General features: G+C 44.0%; 21 protein-coding genes and 1 pseudogene. 12 read left to right on the top strand and 10 right to left on the bottom strand.

Translation table 11 applies throughout. The annotated features are described in order from the left end of the window. The first annotated feature begins 70 nt into the window (after positions 1 to 70). The 5 genes from BLP85_RS04315 to bioD all read left to right on the top strand — a co-directional run bounded on the left by BLP85_RS04315 (position 71) and on the right by bioD (position 4803). The gene (locus BLP85_RS04315; protein WP_092818877.1) at positions 71 to 802 is read left to right on the top strand and encodes an alpha/beta hydrolase family protein; all 732 of its coding nucleotides are present in this window, start codon (positions 71 to 73) and stop codon (positions 800 to 802) included. A gap of 85 nt (positions 803 to 887) precedes the next feature. Then, the gene (gene bioA, locus BLP85_RS04310; protein WP_092818876.1) at positions 888 to 2183 is read left to right on the top strand and encodes an adenosylmethionine--8-amino-7-oxononanoate transaminase; all 1296 of its coding nucleotides are present in this window, start codon (positions 888 to 890) and stop codon (positions 2181 to 2183) included. Further along, positions 2180 to 3382, top strand: a complete 1203-nt coding sequence (locus BLP85_RS04305) for an 8-amino-7-oxononanoate synthase (RefSeq protein ID WP_092818875.1) — start codon at positions 2180 to 2182, stop codon at positions 3380 to 3382. The genes bioA and BLP85_RS04305 overlap by 4 nt, the downstream gene beginning before the upstream one ends. 9 nt (positions 3383 to 3391) lie before the next feature. Beyond that, positions 3392 to 4162: a malonyl-ACP O-methyltransferase BioC gene (bioC, locus tag BLP85_RS04300; RefSeq protein ID WP_092818874.1), complete on the top strand. Its 771-nt coding sequence runs from the start codon at positions 3392 to 3394 to the stop codon at positions 4160 to 4162. Beyond that, positions 4159 to 4803, top strand: coding sequence for a dethiobiotin synthase (gene bioD / locus BLP85_RS04295; RefSeq protein ID WP_092818873.1), 645 nt, complete (start codon positions 4159 to 4161; stop codon positions 4801 to 4803). Before bioC ends, bioD begins: the two co-directional genes overlap by 4 nt. A 410-nt stretch (positions 4804 to 5213) precedes the next feature. Here bioD and rluB read toward each other — a convergent pair. The 6 genes and pseudogenes from rluB to BLP85_RS04265 form a co-directional block, all read right to left on the bottom strand. Further along, positions 5214 to 6068 (bottom strand): annotated as a pseudogene (gene rluB, locus BLP85_RS04290) (23S rRNA pseudouridine(2605) synthase RluB); the annotation flags it as partial. A gap of 41 nt (positions 6069 to 6109) precedes the next feature. Continuing rightward, entirely contained in the window at positions 6110 to 6697 is a 588-nt protein-coding gene (scpB, locus tag BLP85_RS04285; protein ID WP_092818871.1) for an SMC-Scp complex subunit ScpB, read from the bottom strand. Then, positions 6697 to 7491, bottom strand: a complete 795-nt coding sequence (locus BLP85_RS04280) for a segregation and condensation protein A (protein ID WP_092818870.1) — start codon at positions 7489 to 7491, stop codon at positions 6697 to 6699. Before BLP85_RS04280 ends, scpB begins: the two co-directional genes overlap by 1 nt. A gap of 522 nt (positions 7492 to 8013) precedes the next feature. Beyond that, positions 8014 to 8301 (bottom strand): hypothetical protein, encoded by a 288-nt coding sequence (locus BLP85_RS04275; RefSeq protein WP_092818869.1) that lies wholly within the window; start codon positions 8299 to 8301, stop codon positions 8014 to 8016. Between the two features lie 56 nt (positions 8302 to 8357). Continuing rightward, positions 8358 to 8975: an L-threonylcarbamoyladenylate synthase gene (locus BLP85_RS04270; RefSeq protein WP_092818868.1), complete on the bottom strand. Its 618-nt coding sequence runs from the start codon at positions 8973 to 8975 to the stop codon at positions 8358 to 8360. Between the two features lie 83 nt (positions 8976 to 9058). Then, positions 9059 to 9721 carry an elongation factor P hydroxylase gene (locus BLP85_RS04265; RefSeq protein ID WP_092818867.1) on the bottom strand — a complete coding sequence of 221 codons (663 nt, stop codon included), beginning with the start codon at positions 9719 to 9721 and terminating at the stop codon, positions 9059 to 9061. 97 nt (positions 9722 to 9818) lie between these two features. Between BLP85_RS04265 and BLP85_RS04260 the strand changes: the two genes are divergently transcribed. The 6 genes from BLP85_RS04260 to lysM all read left to right on the top strand — a co-directional run bounded on the left by BLP85_RS04260 (position 9819) and on the right by lysM (position 13553). Beyond that, positions 9819 to 10376 carry a YceD family protein gene (locus tag BLP85_RS04260; protein WP_092818866.1) on the top strand — a complete coding sequence of 186 codons (558 nt, stop codon included), beginning with the start codon at positions 9819 to 9821 and terminating at the stop codon, positions 10374 to 10376. Between the two features lie 77 nt (positions 10377 to 10453). Further along, a complete protein-coding gene (gene rpmF, locus BLP85_RS04255) occupies positions 10454 to 10636 on the top strand; it encodes a 50S ribosomal protein L32 (RefSeq protein WP_004279227.1) in 183 nt (60 codons plus the stop codon). A gap of 205 nt (positions 10637 to 10841) precedes the next feature. Then, entirely contained in the window at positions 10842 to 11828 is a 987-nt protein-coding gene (fabD, locus tag BLP85_RS04250) for an ACP S-malonyltransferase (RefSeq protein ID WP_092818865.1), read from the top strand. Further along, positions 11825 to 12559, top strand: coding sequence for a 3-oxoacyl-ACP reductase FabG (fabG, locus tag BLP85_RS04245; RefSeq protein ID WP_092818864.1), 735 nt, complete (start codon positions 11825 to 11827; stop codon positions 12557 to 12559). Before fabD ends, fabG begins: the two co-directional genes overlap by 4 nt. Before the next feature lie 83 nt (positions 12560 to 12642). Next, positions 12643 to 12879: an acyl carrier protein gene (gene acpP, locus BLP85_RS04240; protein ID WP_004651013.1), complete on the top strand. Its 237-nt coding sequence runs from the start codon at positions 12643 to 12645 to the stop codon at positions 12877 to 12879. A gap of 191 nt (positions 12880 to 13070) precedes the next feature. Further along, complete coding sequence (gene lysM, locus BLP85_RS04235; protein ID WP_092818863.1) at positions 13071 to 13553, top strand: peptidoglycan-binding protein LysM; 483 nt, start codon at positions 13071 to 13073, stop codon at positions 13551 to 13553. A 35-nt stretch (positions 13554 to 13588) separates the two neighbouring features. On the opposite strand, the gene BLP85_RS04230 is transcribed toward lysM, so the two are convergent. After that, entirely contained in the window at positions 13589 to 14191 is a 603-nt protein-coding gene (locus tag BLP85_RS04230; RefSeq protein ID WP_092818862.1) for a hypothetical protein, read from the bottom strand. Positions 14192 to 14624: 433 nt separating this feature from the next. Here BLP85_RS04230 and BLP85_RS04225 point away from each other — a divergent pair, with 433 nt between their 5' ends. After that, positions 14625 to 15038, top strand: a complete 414-nt coding sequence (locus tag BLP85_RS04225; protein WP_092818861.1) for a TM2 domain-containing protein — start codon at positions 14625 to 14627, stop codon at positions 15036 to 15038. A 38-nt stretch (positions 15039 to 15076) separates the two neighbouring features. On the opposite strand, the gene BLP85_RS04220 is transcribed toward BLP85_RS04225, so the two are convergent. From BLP85_RS04220 to BLP85_RS15115, 3 genes are all read right to left on the bottom strand, one after another. Then, complete coding sequence (locus BLP85_RS04220; protein WP_092818860.1) at positions 15077 to 15682, bottom strand: DUF805 domain-containing protein; 606 nt, start codon at positions 15680 to 15682, stop codon at positions 15077 to 15079. A 188-nt stretch (positions 15683 to 15870) separates the two neighbouring features. Beyond that, positions 15871 to 17154, bottom strand: coding sequence for a ribonucleotide-diphosphate reductase subunit beta (locus BLP85_RS04215; protein ID WP_092818859.1), 1284 nt, complete (start codon positions 17152 to 17154; stop codon positions 15871 to 15873). Positions 17155 to 17294: 140 nt separating this feature from the next. Beyond that, positions 17295 to 17423, bottom strand: a complete 129-nt coding sequence (locus tag BLP85_RS15115; RefSeq protein ID WP_261183114.1) for a hypothetical protein — start codon at positions 17421 to 17423, stop codon at positions 17295 to 17297. Between the last annotated feature and the right edge of the window lie 13 nt (positions 17424 to 17436).

The raw sequence follows: 17436 nt of genomic DNA, 5'->3' as shown, positions 1-17436 counted from the left end.
AAATGCTGCTGTGTGAATTGAAAGAGAGGTTTTATACTGTTCAAATAATTTAGTTTTTTTAGAGCTTACCTTGAATCAACGTATTTTACTCATCACGGGCTGGGGCGGTGGAACCCGACTGCTTGATCCATTAAAACAGGCTTTGGCAGCGCAAGGACATGAGGTTGAACTTTGCAACATCTTTAACGCTTTAGATGAACAGGTTCTACAGCAAAAAGTGGAATTGGCGCATCAGTTTGATGTGATTGCCGGCTGGTCTTTGGGGGGGCAGTTGGCCACAGTGCTGGCCAACCAGGTTCAAAAGCAGCATGGACAGGAAAAAGTATTGATTACTTTGGGCTCCAATCCCTGTTTCGTTGCGAATGATACCTGGCCAATGGCGATGGATCAGCCGACATTTCAGCAGTTCAAACAGTCATTTGAGCAGGATGCCATTTCCACCTTAAAAAAGTTTGGCTATATGGTGTGTCAAGGTACAGCAACCACCAAAGCAGACTTCATCACTTTACAAAGTTTGATTCAGGCTCAATCGATTGAAACTTTAAGACAAGGGCTATTTTGCCTTGAGCACTTAAATAATGTTGATATCTTGAGGAATTACCTGGGTCATCAATATCATGTCTTTGCAAAACAGGACTTTTTAGTTAGTTACAAAGTTCAAAGAAATTTTCAGAAATTCAATGCAAAGTTTTTAGAAACAGAGCTGATCAGCGGGTCACATGGCTTTCCCTTATTTGAAGCTGAACTGATAACTGGCAAAATCTGCCAATTTTTAAAGAAAATAGAACAAACAAACGGATAACTGGTTTATCTCGCAATTTATTTTTGGTTCATGCAGGTTTAAGATCATGAAAAATTGATTTTCAAGCATCTGAATGGAGTATTGGATGACCGAGTTAACCGACCTGGACTTTGATCTTGCGCATATCTGGCATCCTTATACCTCCATGACCGATCCATTGCCGACCTTTAAGGTAAAGCAGGCGCATGGTGCCATCATCGAGCTGGATGATGGACGGCAACTGATTGATGGTATGTCTTCCTGGTGGTGTGCCATTCATGGCTATAATCATCCTGAACTGAATCAGGCCGTGACGGATCAATTGCACAAGATGTCGCATATCATGTTTGGTGGTTTGACCCATGATCCGGCGATTGAACTTGGCAGACTGTTATTAAAAATTACTCCACCTAGTCTGGACAAAATTTTCTATGCTGACTCTGGATCGGTTGCGGTAGAAGTGGCATTAAAAATGGCGGTGCAGTTTTGGACTGCACAAGGCCAAAGTCAGAAAACCAATTTTGTTACGCCGCGTTCTGGCTATCATGGTGATACCTGGAATGCCATGTCGGTTTGCGATCCGGTCACTGGCATGCATCAGATTTTTGGTTCCAGCCTGCCAAATCGGTTCTTTGTGGCAGCGCCACAAATTGGCTTTGATGATGAATGGAATCAGGATGATATTGCAGAACTGGAACAGGTTTTAAAACAGCATCATTCCAGCATTGCCGCTTTAATTCTGGAACCGATTGTGCAGGGTGCGGGCGGGATGCGTTTTTATCATCCTGAATATTTGCGTCAGGCCAAATTGCTGTGTGAACAATATAAGGTGCTGCTGATTTTTGATGAAATTGCCACGGGTTTTGGCCGCACCGGAAAATTGTTTGCGTGGGAGCATGCCGGCGTTGAGCCGGATATCATGTGCATCGGCAAGGGCTTGACTGGAGGCTATATGACGCTTTCGGCTACCCTCACCAGCAAGCGCGTGGCTGAAACCATCAGTCGGGGCGAGGCAGGGGTGTTTATGCATGGTCCCACCTTTATGGCCAATCCGCTGGCCTGTGCGGTGGCTGTGAAAAGTACCGAGGTTTTATTGGCCCAAGACTGGCAAGCCAATATCCAGCGCATCGAGAAACAGTTACAACAACATCTGCAATCCCTCTTAGAGCTGGATTATGTGCAGGATGTGCGGGTGCTGGGTGCGATTGGTGTGGTAGAGCTGACATTTAATGTGGATATGAAAAGCCTGCAACAACAGTTTGTTAAGCGGGGCATCTGGATACGTCCATTCGGCAAGCTGGTCTATGTGATGCCGCCGTATGTGATTACTGAACAGCAATTGAATACCTTGCTGGAACAATTGGTAAATGTGGTGGAGCTGATGCAGGAGGTATCCGCATGAAATTGTTAAATGACCAGCTGTCAAATGCCCCTTTGTTAAATAGTCCTTTGTTAAATGATTATGCAAGCAAGCTGGATGAACTCAGACAGCAGGGCAATCTGCGGCAATTTACCTCCAATGTCCAGCAAGGCCGAATGATTGAAATCCAGGGGCAGCAGATGCTTAACCTGTCGTCCAATGATTATTTGGGATTGGCAGCGGATCTGCAGCTGCGTGAGCAGTTTTTTGATGAAACACCGAATGAACTTCGGATCATGAGTTCATCTTCTTCAAGACTGTTAACCGGAAACTTTCCTGAATACGAGCAGCTGGAAGCCAGTTTGAGTCAGGCATTTCATGGACGAGCTGTGCTGTTATTTAACAGTGGCTATCACATGAATATCGGGATTCTGCCCGCTTTAAGCGACAGTAAGACCCTGATTCTGGCCGACAAACTGGTGCATGCCAGCATGATTGACGGTATCCGTTTATCCTCTGCAAAATATGTACGTTATCGGCACAATGACCTGAAGCACCTGCAAAAGCTTTTACAGCAATATCATACAGATGAGGCTTTTGAGCGCATTATTGTGGTTACGGAATCCATTTTCAGCATGGATGGCGACGAAACCGATCTGGCTGAACTGGTTCGTATCAAACAACAATTTGCTAAAGTGATGCTGTATGTTGATGAAGCACATGCCATTGGTGTGCGCGGCGAGCAAGGCTTGGGCTGTGCAGAACAGTATGCGGTGATTGATCAGATTGACCTACTGGTTGGAACTTTCGGGAAAGCACTGGCATCGGTCGGAGGGTATCTGATTTGCCATCCCGTCATCCGGGAATATCTAATCAACTCCATGCGTCCACTGATTTTCAGTACCGCACAGCCACCCCTGTGTATGGCGTGGACTCATTTTATTTTCCAGAAAGTTTTAGGCTTAAAACAGCAACGTCAGCATCTGCAACAGATCAGTCAAAATCTGCAACAGTCGGTACAGGCCAAAGGTTTTGACTGTCCTTCGACTTCACATATTGTGCCGGTGATTATTGGCGAGTCGCAAAAGACGGTGGAAAAAGCCCGGCAGCTACAACAGGCCGGATTTTATATCATGCCGGTGCGTCCACCTACAGTACCGAAACACAGTTCAAGATTGCGTATTTCACTGACGTCTCAAGTCCATCAGGCTGGCCTTGAGCAGCTGGTGGCGTTGCTGTGAGTTGTAGCCGTGAATATTGATAAGTCTCAAGTTGCACAGCGTTTTGCCAAGGCAGGGCAAAGCTATGCCAAACATGCCATCGTACAAAAACAGATTTGCCAACAGCTGCTGCAATTGATGCAGCACTATCTGCCAAGTACCAGCCTGAACCGTGTTGTTGAAATCGGTTGTGGCTCGGGCAATTTAAGCCATTTGCTGATACAAAACTTTGAAATAAAGCAGTTGTTTTTAAATGACCTATATCCTGAAGTTCAGCAGCATTTTCAGCATGATCCAAAATTGCAATGGCTGATTGGCGATGTGGAACAGCTGGATTTTCCGCAATCCCTTGACCTGATCGCTTCCAGTTCGGCTTTGCAATGGGTGAGCGATATCGATTCGATCTTTAGAAAAAGTGCAGCGGCGCTTATCGAAAATGGCTATTTGTGTTTTTCCACTTTCGGTCAGCAGAATTTGCAGGAAATTAAGGCACTGACTGGTCAGGGGCTGAATTATCTGACTCTTGATGAGATTCAGAACAAGCTGCTCAAACAAGGTTTTGAAATCCTGCATCTTTCCGAGAGCCTGGAAACGCTGAATTTTTCCCATCCTAAAGCTGTGCTGCAACATTTAAAGGCCACCGGGGTCACGGCAACCGCCGTACAGCATCGTTGGACTAAACAGTCTTTACAGCAGTTTTATCAGGACTATCAGCAATTTTCGAGGCTGGATCAATCTGGTCAGCGCCATTATCAGCTGAGCTATCATCCTATTTATTGCATTGCACGGAGCAAGCCATGACAGCACCCGTTTATTTTATCAGTGGCATTGATACTGGTATTGGCAAGACCTATACCACAGGTTATCTGGCGAAGTTGTGGAATGAACAGGGCAAGAAAACCATCACCCAGAAACTGGTGCAAACCGGCAATACCGATATTTCTGAAGATATTGAACAGCACCGTAAAATGATGCAGATGGGCTGGTTTCCGGAAGATGAAAGCAAACTCACCATGCCGGAAATTTTTACTTATCCGGCTTCCCCGCATTTGGCGACTAAAATTGATGGGCGTGAAATCGACTTCCAGAAAATCGCCGATGCCACCCGGCAGCTTTGTGAGAAATATGATGCGGTTTTGCTGGAAGGTGCGGGCGGTTTAATGGTGCCTTTAACCACAGAACTGTTAACCATTGATTATATTGCTGAACAGAAATTTCCGGTGATTCTGGTCAGTTCCGGTCGTTTGGGCAGTATCAATCATACTTTACTCAGTCTGGAAGCCTTGAAAAGTCGTGGTCTGGAATTGTTTGCACTGGCCTATAACCTGAATGATGAATCACAGGACCAGCTGATTTCCAGAGATACTTCGAATTATCTGAAAAGCTATCTGGCGATGCATTTCCCAGATGCACAGTGGATTGATATTCCCGTTTTATCCTAATTCTCCCCTAAAAAAGGGTATAAAAAAGCCACTCAATCGAGTGGCTTTTTATTTGCAAGGAAAAGCTTTAAAAATTAAAACTTCTTAAAGCTTTTGTTGCCAAATGGTTTACGTGGTGCATTTTCATCACGGCGTTCGCGTTGGCCATATGTAGCCTGATTGCCAAAGTTGTCAGGACGGTTTTCACGCTGTGCATAGCTGTTGCCTTGACGCGATTCACGCTGAGCATAAGTGTTTGAATTGCTGTCTTGACGACGCTCACCGCGTGGGGTAAAACCGTTGCCATTATTGCCGTCACGACGTTCACGTTGGCCATAACTATTGCCATTGCTGTCACGACGTTGTGCATACCCATTCTGGTTTTCACGGCGATCGCGCTGTGCATAAGCCATTGGGCTTTGATTTTCACCTTCTTCGCTGTCACGGCGTTGCTGACGCAAATAACCGCCACGACGTGCAGCCATAGGTTTTTCTTGCATACGCTCAGTACGGCGTTTTGCCATACCAAACAGGCCTGTGCCTTGACGCGGTTTCAACTCAACAGATTTGGTCAAGTTGTCGATGTCGGCTTTATCCAGCTCCATCCAGCGACCGGTGCGAAGTTCGCGCGGTAAAATTACGGTACCGTAACGGGTACGCAGCAGGCGGCTGACTTTCAAGCCTTGTGATTCAAAAATACGGCGCACTTCACGGTTACGGCCTTCTTTCACCACCACTTGATACCAGCGGTTGATACCATCACCACCAATTTCCGCGAAAGATTCAAATTTTGCCGGGCCATCATCTAAAACCACGCCCTGAAGCATGTTGTTTTTGATTTGTGGGGTCACTTCACCCATTACACGAACGGCATATTCACGTTCAATTTCATTTGATGGGTGCATTAGACGGTTGGCCAATTCACCATCATTTGTGAACAGTAAAAGACCGGTTGAGTTAATGTCCAGACGGCCGACCATCACCCAGCGATCATTGGCAATTGCAGGCAATTGTTCAAATACGGTCGGACGTTGTTCAGGATCATTGCGTGAGCAGATTTCACCTTCGGGTTTGTAATAGATCAGAACACGACGACGAATTTCATCTTCAATCTGAAATTGGACTTTACGACCATCGATGCGAAGCTCATCACCCGGTTCAATGCGTTCACCCACTTGGGCAACGCGTCCATTGATGCTTACACGACCAGCGGCAATGACTTCTTCCATATAACGGCGAGAACCCAAACCTACGCGTGCAAGCACTTTTTGTAATTTTTCACTCATGACAGCATAACCTTAGAAATTATCATCAACAGTTCACCTATCTACGACTTCGCTGCGTGAGCATCGAGCGCCATAAAAGCTTCCTTGGCATCCTGCAGGGGAGGCAATTGGCCTAAAGAGGTCAGGCCAAAAGCATTTAAAAATTGTGGCGTTGTAACTAACAACGCGGGTCTTCCCGGAAGCTCTCTAAAGCCGGACTCTTTAATCCAGTTCCAGTCAAACAATGATCTTAAGATCTGACTATTGTTTGAAACTCCACGAATCTGTTCAATATCTGCTCGGGTTACTGGTTGATGATAAGCAATCACAGCAAGGGTTTCGAGCAGGGTGGGCGACAAGCGAGTTGGTCGTTCCGGCCACACCTGGGTAATGATATTGCGATATTTTGCCCGAACCTGGAAACGGAACCCTTGTGCGGTTTCTACCAGTTCAATCGATCTGCCATGTTGTAACATGGCGAGCTGTTGTAACAACTGACGCAATTCCTGTTTATTATATTGATTTTGGAATGCTTCTTTCAAACGTGCAAGCGAAACTGCGGTTTCACTGGCAAAAATAATGGCTTCTAGCTGCATCAGCACTTCATGTTGATTCTCGGCAACAGAGAGAGATGTGGTCTGATGATCCATTAGGCAGCTACTCCTTGAATTGCAAGTGGCGCTTCAATACCGCTGGCAATAATAGTCACTTTCTGTTGCCGGGTGAGTTCTAAAATGGCCATAAATGTAACCACCATGCCCATGCGCCCCTGGCTGGGTTTAAGCAGGGCTTCAAAATGTAGAATTTCACCCGACTCTAAGCGGCTTTCAATAAAGGCAATACGTTCTTCAAGCAGCACCGGTTCTTGCTGGATTTGATGGATGATTGGTTCTGGGCGGTTGAAGATACAAAACAGGGCATCACGTAACTGGCTTGCCTCATAGCCTTCACGATTTTCTGCAATATGACCTAAGCTGACATTGCTCGGAAAAGTATCACGTTCCAGAACCGGCATTTGCCCCAGGCGTTCAGCCGCCTGTTTCACCCTCAAATAGGTTTCCAGCCGGTCAATCAGTTCCTGTTTGGGGTCTTTTTCAACGACAACGCTGGCACTCGGTTTTGGCAACAGCAGCCGTGATTTCAAGTCGGCCAATAAGGCGGCCATCACCATATAATCTGCAGTCAGCTCAATATTCAGCGACTTCATGGCATCCATATAAGACAGATACTGGGCAGCAATGGGAGCGATATCCAGCTGTAATAAGTCGAAACCGTTTTTTTGAATCAGGTAAATCAGGAAGTCGAGTGGACCTTCGAAATGCTCTAGCAGAATTTCAAATGCAGCAGGAGGAATATATAAATCCTCTGGAATCGTATCTTGCCACTCATCCATAACGCGGATAGATGAGCTTGGCTCCATAGGATTATGGACAGGTTGATTCATTGCAGTTTTAAGCCACGCGAATTTTCAAAGGCATGCAGGAAGATGCTTTTGCCTCGATCTCGCATCGAAAGAAAAAGCACGTAAATTAATAAGCGCTAGTGTAATGGAAATTTGACTTCAAATAAATTAGTTAAGTCATCAAATACAAAAAAACCTGAAATTCAGTCAGGTTTTTTAACTGGCTTGATAATGTGAAATGCATAGCTGTTGTAGGGTTTTATTTTTTTGCCCGATCCATTGGATGGATTTTACATTGTTATGAAAAAAACGTATGAAAAAACGGGCCAGCTCAGCAGCTATGAGCGAAGTTCAGCTGAAGCAAGCTTGACAACGTGTAAATAGTAAAATCGATCGCAGCTGCTGAACTTATTGACCTTATACGGGTTTTGAAAATGCAGCGGAATTGCGAACTGCTCTTGAACATAACTTTAATTTCAAAAAATCAATTCATTCTCTGCTTGAAGTCAGTCATGTAATTGTGAGTTGGGTAAGTTTGACCAATCAACGCCTTGCCAATTGTGTTTAACGATCTGTTGAGGTAGATGTCGACAACTTGAGTGCGAATTCGATGATCCGTTGCGCACTGTCTCGGATGCATAAATTTTGAGTTTGATTGAGGCTGGATAATTTGTGAATAACGGCAACTTCCAGGAAAAATGCATAGGTGTTGTCGATCATCGCAGAAGGGGATTGCTCAGCATCTGCCTTCATAATTTTCACTTTAGACTCAAGTGTCCAGGGCATTTCCGCATAAATGCGGCTATTTGTCTCAAAATCATGATAGTTGAGCAGCACATAAAACAGATCCATTCTCGCACTACTCCTTGATCCTGAACATTCCCTTTAATATCTAAACTTAACCGTGCTTACTCAAACGCACTGACATCACCCATACCGCGACGGATCACTTCAGGATTTTCACCGGATAAATCTACAATACTGGTGGTGCTTAAGGTGCCCAAGCCGCTATCAATAAACACATCAATACGTTTTTCCAGCTGCTGTTCGATGTCATAAGGGTCATCTAAAGGATCGTCCTGACCGGGAAGAATCAGGGTGCTGGTTAGCAGCGGTTCACCCAATTCTTTCAGTAACATCTGGCAAACACGGTTGCTGGGAATGCGCAGGCCAATGGTTTTCTTTTTCGGGTGCATCAGGCGACGCGGCACTTCGCTGGTCGCCGGTAAAATAAAGGTGGTTACTGCCGGCGTATTATTTTTAAGCAAACGATACATGGCATTGTCTACTTTGGCATAAGTGGCAATATCGGATAAGTCGCAGCAGATAATGGCATATTGATGTTTTGGGCCCAGACCACGAATCTGTGCAATCCGTTCCATGGCACTCTTGTTCCCAATCTGGCAGCCAATGGCATAAGCGGCATCGGTCGGGTAAACCACTACATCACCCGCACGAATACGTTCGACCGCCTGACTGATCAAACGCGGCTGAGGATTATCAGGATGTACTCTTAAATGCAGCATATTTCTTCTCCCCGACGTGTTATTAGAGATTATCTGTTGAGTTTACAAAGTCTTGCAATCAGGCTGTGATGATTTTGTGTAATTTAATCCAGCATGTCACGCTGAAACTCATCACTTTGTAATGTTTTGCCACCCCGGGTACAGGCGCAGATACAGTTAATAAAATGTGCAGCATCCCGTGGCAGATTGGCTTCACCATTAAAATATCGCTGCACCTGAGCAAAAACATTGTCTTTAAATGTCGTGCCGTCACCACCTTCACCGGTTAAATTATCCAAAGACACGCGGAACTTGCGGCCAAAGGCTTTGGCAAACATCCATTCAATGGCCTGCGGTTTGATTTCAACCTGTTCAAACAAAGCCTGCTGTTCTTTGGTTCGGCCATCTGGGGCATACCAGTAGCCTAAATCTGGCAATAAACGACGCTTTTCACCGGCAATGGTCCAGTGGCTGATTTCATGCAAGGCACTATTAAAGAAGCCATGGGCAAATTGGATACGGGCAGGGGCATCTGCAGTCGCCGGGAAATATTCAGGTTCAAAATCGCCTTTGACTAAACTCACATTTAAGTGGGAAAACCAGTGATTAAAGTGTAGTATAAGCCAATCTACTTGTTGAGCTTCTGTTTGCAAATCAGCCCAGGGTGAGCGTTGCACAAGGTCGATAGAAAAAGCAGAACTTGAGGTTGAATAAGTGGTTAACTGTAATGAAGTGGTGACTTCAGGTTGCGGCTGCAACTGATGCATGACTTGTATTACCCAATTGATCTGTCTAAATAAGTACAAAATTGTATCTTAATCTTTGACAGAGTACCGATGAATTTGTAGAATTGCCGCCTTAATTATGTCAGCAAATACCTTTCCGGCACAGATTGAGCCGTTTAAATGGGCTGAACAAGGCTTTACATGGTCAGGTACACTGCCATTGTCTCGCTTTGTTCGAATTTCCCGTGAAGCTGTTGGATCAATTGATAACCAATTGATTAACATAGACTGTAAGCTATCAATGGATGCGTATCATCGTATCGTATGGTTAGATGGTCATGTTGAAACGAAAGTGCCAATGGAATGTCAGCGTTGTCTGAATCCCGTTGAAATTCCTCTCGTTTCAGACTTTCATTTAGCGCTTGTGGATGATGAATCACTGATAGAGCGCTTGGATGAGGATGCTGATTTCATCGTCTTAGGTGAAAGTGAAGCAACGACAAAAGGTAGCTATGATGCGCCTGCGACGGCTGATTTACTTTCTCTGATAGAGGATGAATTGTTATTGTTGTTGCCTTTGTCTCCTAAGCATGACACTTGTGAGCATAAGCATCAACCTGCCACTGATGACATTGTCGAAGAAAAACGGGACAACCCGTTTGACGTTTTGGCAAGTTTGAAGGGTAAACTTAACTAATTTTTGTGTTATACTGTTAAGTATAAGACAACTGAATTTGTTCTGATCCATTTTTTCGATCTTTGTAAGGAGCCATCATGGCCGTTCAGCAAAACCGTAAAAGTCGCTCTCGCCGTGACATGCGCCGTTCACATGACGCTTTAACCGAGAATGCATTAACTGTAGACCAAGCTACTGGCGAGACTCACCGTCGTCACCACGTATCTAAAGATGGTATCTACCGTGGTCGCCAATTATTCGCTAAAGCATCTGCTGAATAATTGATGATGTATTAAGCGTCAAGCTTAGTAGAAAAAATGGGAGCGTTAAGCTCCCTTTTTTTATGCCGTCTTTTTGTTGTATTTGGCAATTACCAAAACAAAAATTAAGTGGTAAATTTCGTTCCGTAAATAAGCTTACATAAGTGTATGTTGAATATTTAACCGATCGTCGAATAACAATGTCACTTCATTAAAGGATTTTTTTATGTCTGCTAAACCACTCGAGCAGATCGCTCAAGCAACGAAAACAGCATTTGTATTTCCAGGTCAAGGCTCACAAAAAGTCGGCATGCTTGCAGAATTGGCTGAACAGTTTAGTAGCGTGACAGAAACTTTTGCAGAAGCATCGGCAGCGGTAGGTTTTGACCTCTGGCAGATCGCACAAAGCGGCGAAGGTTTAAATCAGACTGAATTTACCCAGCCTGTACTGCTCACTGCCAGTATTGCACTCTGGCGTGTGTGGCTAGAGTTGGGTGGGGTAGCGCCAAAATATCTTGCAGGACACTCACTGGGTGAGTACAGTGCATTGGTTGCTGCCGGAGCGATTTCACTGGGTGATGCCGTTAAATTGGTGAATTTGCGCGGCAAACTCATGCAAGATGCAGTACCTCAAGGTCAGGGTGCAATGGCGGCAATTTTGGGTCTGGAAGATGCCAAAGTGCTTGAACTATGCGAACAGGTCAATATCCAGGGACGCGGTTCAGTAGAAGCTGCCAACTATAATGCCCAGGGCCAAGTAGTGATTGCCGGGGACAAGACCCTGGTGGAAGCGGTAATGGAATTGGCAAAAGAAAATGCAGGGAAAGCGATTAGCTTACCTGTGTCTGTTCCATCGCATTGTTCGCTGATGAAACCGGCTGCTGACAAATTTGCGCAAGCTTTGGAACAAACTGCCATTGAGCTGCCTAGCCTTCCTGTAATACAAAATGTCAACGCGGAAATCGCGACAGATGTAGCAGGATTACGTCAGGCATTGACTGCACAATTGTATCAATCTGTGCAATGGACCAAGACCATGCAGTTCCTTCAAGATCAGGGAGTGCAGTATGTGGTTGAGTGTGGTCCGGGCAATGTGTTGGCTAACCTTGCGAAGCGTTTACCAAATATCAATAAAGCATTCCCACTCGACAGTAAAAGTCGTATGGAGGATGCGCTAAATGCCATTTTAGTGGCTGAAGGGAAAATTGCATGACACAGCAACGCAAAGTCGCATTAGTGACAGGCGCGAGCAGAGGGATTGGCGCAGCCATCGCTCAGCAATTGATTCAAGACGGTTATTTTGTAGTGGGAACCGCCACTTCAGAAGCAGGTGCAGAAAAATTATCTGCCAGTTTTACTGAAAATGGCGCTGGTGCAGTGCTGGATGTGCGTGATGCAGCAGCCATTGATGCATTAGTTACAGATATTGAACAAAAATACGGTCCTGTGCTGGTATTGGTCAATAATGCCGGCATTACCAAAGATAATTTGTTACTGCGTATGTCTGAAGATGATTGGGATGACATTCTCAACATTCATTTGAAAGCCGTATACCGTCTGTCTAAACGTGTTTTAAAAGGCATGACCAAAGCACGTTTTGGCCGCATTATTAACATCAGCTCTGTGGTAGCCCATTTTGCAAATCCGGGACAGGCCAACTATTCTGCTGCCAAAGCAGGCATAGAGGCGTTTGGTCGCAGTCTTGCAAAAGAAATGGGTAGCCGCCAAATTACTGTGAATGCCGTGGCACCTGGTTTTATTGCAACGGAAATGACGGATCAATTAAGCGAAGACATTCGTAAAAAAATGAGTGATCAAGTGGCCTTAAACCGTTTAGGTGATCCACAAGATATCGCAAATGCCGTGAGTTTTTTAGCGAGTGAGAAAGCAAGCTATATCACTGGTACTGTTTTACATGTAAATGGTGGTCTATACATGAGCTAAGCTCAAGTATAAACTTTGCAAAAATAATATATTCAATTAAACTAACGGCATTAAAAACGCCACAAGCAATGAGGAGAATTCCTGTGAGCGATATCGAACTACGTATCAAACAAGCGGTTGCAGAACAACTTGGTCTTAAAGCTGAAGAAATCAAAAACGAAGCATCTTTCATGGATGACTTAGGTGCTGACTCTTTGGACTTAGTTGAGCTTGTTATGTCTTTCGAAAATGATTTTGACATCACTATCCCTGATGAAGATTCTAACGAAATCACAACTGTTCAATCAGCGATTGACTATGTTTCTAAGAAACTAGGTTAATTGTTGTTTCAGCTCTGCTGAATATGAAGAAGCCACCTTTTGGTGGCTTTTTTATTTTTATTCATGATCAAAATGATAATTACATATCTTTACTGTTGCCTGACCAAAGACAACCTTTCAGCGAATAAATTTTAGGTATAAAAAAAGGGCGCTATTTCAAATCGCATGAATAATAATGATGGAGAAATACAATGGGTCTTTTCGATTTTGTAAAAGGTATTGGTAAAAAAAATACGGCATCAGCAGAACCGCAGCCAGCTCCGGCCGCATCAACTACTCCAGCAGAACCTTCTGCACAAGAAATCGCAAACAAGCTTCTAGGACATATTAAAGCTTTAGGCTTGCCGGTGACCGGTTTATCGGTGACTTATAATGGCAGCAGCGATTTGGCGACCATTAAGGGGCAAGTACAAAGCCAGGCCGACCGCGAAAAAATTGTCCTGGCTGTAGGGAATATCGATCATGTGGCTAAAGTCGATGACCAAATGACAGTGGTTACGCCTGCTCCGGAAAGTAAATTCTATACGGTTAAATCGGGCGATACCTTGTCCAGAATTGCAAAAGAATATTATGGGGATGTCAATCAATACAACAAAATCTTCGAGGCTAACCGTCCCTTGTTAAAAGATGCGGATGACATTTTTCCCGGGCAGGTACTGCGTATTCCTGCTTAAATAGAACTCAATAGAAAAGCGCCGAGAGCGCTTTTTTATCGAAGCTTGTGCTGTAATTTCTGTCTGGCAAGTTGTGCTCTACCTAAAAAAAATTTAGGGTCTAAATCATAATGCTTTGCCAAAATCTGAATCAGTTTTTTTCGGTTGTCTTTATTGAACATATTCAGATCTATATGTGCCATTTTATATTGCTTGCGAAACTCGGGTTTTAGAATAAAGCCGAGACGACTCACTTTCCACAGTTGCTCTTGGCTGAATGCCTTTGCTGTAAGTGGCTTATGTGCACGATACCTTGAGATATAAGAGGAGTAAAGCTGGGTCTTTAAGAGCCTGTTGCGCTGTACCATGTCATTGAGCTTTATTCCAAAACTTTGTATGGATATGCTTTGGTTGGTGACGACCAGTTTTATATTTATTGCAATCAATGCCAGCATGATGACCAGTGTCAGAACAAGCCAACCCGGCATGGATTGATGCAATAAATACTGAATCAGGCTGCTGAAATCGTGAACCCTGGTGTAGCTGCTGAGTGAGTGCTGAGCTAAGACAATAAATATGGCAGGAATAAAGATCAGCCCGATGAAATAGGGGGGAAGATAACGACATTGAAATAGAGGATATTCAGTAGGTATGTCCATTCATCATCACCTTTCAAGAAAAATATAAAGAGGGCATGATTGCTATTTCTTTCACAATGATTGTTGCTTTCGGAAACAGGCGTTAAATTTTCCTCCAATTAAGTTGCCATTAAATTTTTAATGCTTGTTTTAACAGATTATTTTCATATGGTCATTTTTTGTATTTATCTATTTTAAGTTTTTGAGTTTACTCGGGTTTATCTAATTTTGTTATAGATTTGAATAGGAACGTAAATCTTGTTAGGCATTTTTTAAATTCAAATTTTTACACTTTAAGATATCAAATGGTTAGAGAGCTTTTTATCTGTTAAAAAATTACCCAAAAGAAAAAACGAAGCTAACAGGCTAGGGAAAATTTGATTAAAACATGTTTTAAATGTGGCTAATTAAACGTATGCTTTAAAAGCGAATATAAAGAAAAATAAGGGTATGTATGAAAGGTCAGATATTGGATTTTTCTATTCAAAGTAATACAGGTGTAATTAGTGGCGATGACCAGAACCGCTATAACTTTACTGGGGCAAGCTGGCGTGGACAAGTGCCACCTGCCCGAGGTCAGAAAGTTGATTTTACTGTGGATGGAACAGGTCAGGCCAATGAAATTTATGTGCTGAGTTCAGCTCCAGCATTTGTCACTCAAGTGGGTGAGAAAAACAGGATTATAGCTGCAATTTTAGCCTTTTTCCTCGGCGGCTTTGGTATTCATAAATTTTATTTGGGGCAAATTGGTTGGGGCATTGTTTACCTGATTTTCTGCTGGACCTTTATTCCTGCACTTGTCGCTTTCATTGAGTTCATCATTTACTTATGTACTTCAGATGAAGATTTTGCTCGAAAATACGGCTAATTTTATTGAAAAAGGGCATGATTGCCCTTTTATCTGCTTTATTTAGCAGGTTGTCCCCACTGATTGTTTTCCTGTTTGGTGTCCGAAGCCCACCAGATAATGAGAGGAATGATGCCAATAACAGTTAGTGCAAGAAGCTGCCACCATCCAGACCGGTTTGTGTCATGTAGACGACGGGCACCTACGGCTAGGCTTGGCAGGAATAATGCCAAATTTAATAATCCATTCAACATTTTGTCTGTACCGAGTATTGCATCAATGATTTGAACGATGATGCCCAAAATGAAAGAAACCAGCATAAAGAACCAGAATTCCTTACGTCGTGCACGCCCTTCAAAGACCACATATTTTTTTAGGCATTTTACAAACCAGTCCATCATATTGAACTGTTCTTCAGATTGATTCTGGTTGGAAATTTTATCGAGTTGTTCGGACAGGGTTTGCATGGTGCTGTTGCGGTTGAGGGCAATATAGATTTGAGTGGCATTGCCGGCATTGTCGACAGCAAAATCGACATGTTCACCACGATTAGGCGGACGCTGACCGCGCCATTCTGCACCAGTAAAGTTGTAGCGGTTTTGGTCGTCGCCACTGATAATGCCTGTATTGGTTTGGATTGAATAATCCAGAATTGTTCCTTTCATTATTAGCCTCTATTTTTATAGTATATGTTATAAATTTAGCCTGATTATTGCATATCATCCTAGCAGAAATGCTTAAAAGTTAAACTTGGTGTTTTTTTAAGTTACTGTATTAATAAAATATTTTATTAAGATTTTTCTGTTTTGAGTAAAAATCCCGCTATTGAAGCGGGATTTCTAGAATCTTTCAATTACCAGCTTAACGCACCGCCCGTCTGATAATCCGTCACACGCGTTTCAAAGAAATTCTTCTCTTTACGCAAGTCCATCATCTCCGACATCCACTGGAATGGGTTATTCACACCAGCAAACTGTTCCGGTAAGCCCAATTGAGCTAAACGACGGTTACAGATGAACTTCAGGTATTCTTCCATCATCGCCGCGTTCATGCCAAGAACACCGCGAGGCATGGTGTCACGTGCGTATTCGATTTCAAGCATGGTGCCTTCAAGAATCATCTGGATGATTTCTTCCTGGAACTCGGTCGTCCATAAACCTGGGTTTTCGATCTTGATCTGGTTGATCATGTCGATACCGAAGTTCAGGTGCATCGACTCGTCACGTAAAATGTACTGGAATTGCTCGGCAACACCGTTCATCTTGTTACGACGGCCCATAGACAGAATCTGGCTAAAACCACAGTAGAAGAAAATGCCTTCAAGTACACAGTAGAACGCGATCAGGTTGCGGAGCAAGATCTGGTCATTTTCAGGTGTACCGGTTTTGAACGTAGGGTCACTTAAAGACTGGGTATATTTCAGACCCCAAGCCGCTTTACGTGCCACTGACGGTACTTCGCGGTACATGTTGAAGACTTCGCCTTCATCCATACCTAGCGACTCGATACAGTACTGGTAAGCATGAGTGTGAATCGCTTCTTCAAAGGCTTGACGCAAGATGTACTGACGGCATTCCGGGTTGGTAATGTGACGGTAAATCGCCAGGACCAGATTGTTTGCCACCAGTGAGTCTGCAGTCGAGAAGAAACCGAGCGAACGCATCACGATGGTACGCTCATCTTCAGTCAGGCCATTTTCAGATTTCCAAAGTGCGATGTCATGGTTCATGTTGACTTCTTGTGGCATCCAGTGGTTGGCACAACCATCCAGATATTTTTGCCAAGCCCATTCGTATTTGAATGGAACCAGCTGGTTCAGGTCGGCACGACAGTTGATCATGGCTTTATCGTCAACCTGTACGCGCTGAGCGCCCATTTCAAGCTCTTCCAGACCCGGAGCAACGTCAAGGTTGTCTAGGGAAGCAGATGCTCTTGCCAATGAATCGGTTGGATCTGATCCTCGGTTTTGAGTGGCTCTAAGGGGTTGTGCAGCTGCCACACGCGTCGGTTCGTTGCGTGCATCAGATACCACTTGTGTATGAGCCGCTTTTTGCGGTTCGACGGGCGCAGACTTGTGTTCAGGTGCAGCCGGTTTTTGCGAATCATCTTCGAAATCGTCCCAACTTAGGATAGACATATCAATTCTCTCTTCGATGCTTATATCTGTTATCTGACATCTCACAAACGAAGATGTCTACTATACGCTTATTCTGTGTAAGCAAAATTAAGTTTTGTCGATGAGTGCTCTTGTTTTGTACGGAAGAGCAAATATCCTCACTACTTATTTTGATTACGCTGTTGACGTGCTTTAAACCAGAAATAACCAATCGGCACGTAAAAGGTAAAACAAAAGGAAACCACCAAGGCAATAAGTCCTAACAGGTAGTTATGGGTCATATGGAGCATGGTGGGTTCCTTT

The organism is Acinetobacter kookii, from assembly GCF_900096895.1.
Lineage (GTDB): Bacteria > Pseudomonadota > Gammaproteobacteria > Pseudomonadales > Moraxellaceae > Acinetobacter > Acinetobacter kookii.
Note: the sequence above shows the minus strand (reverse complement) of the source record. Positions and strands in the feature narration are given on the sequence as shown.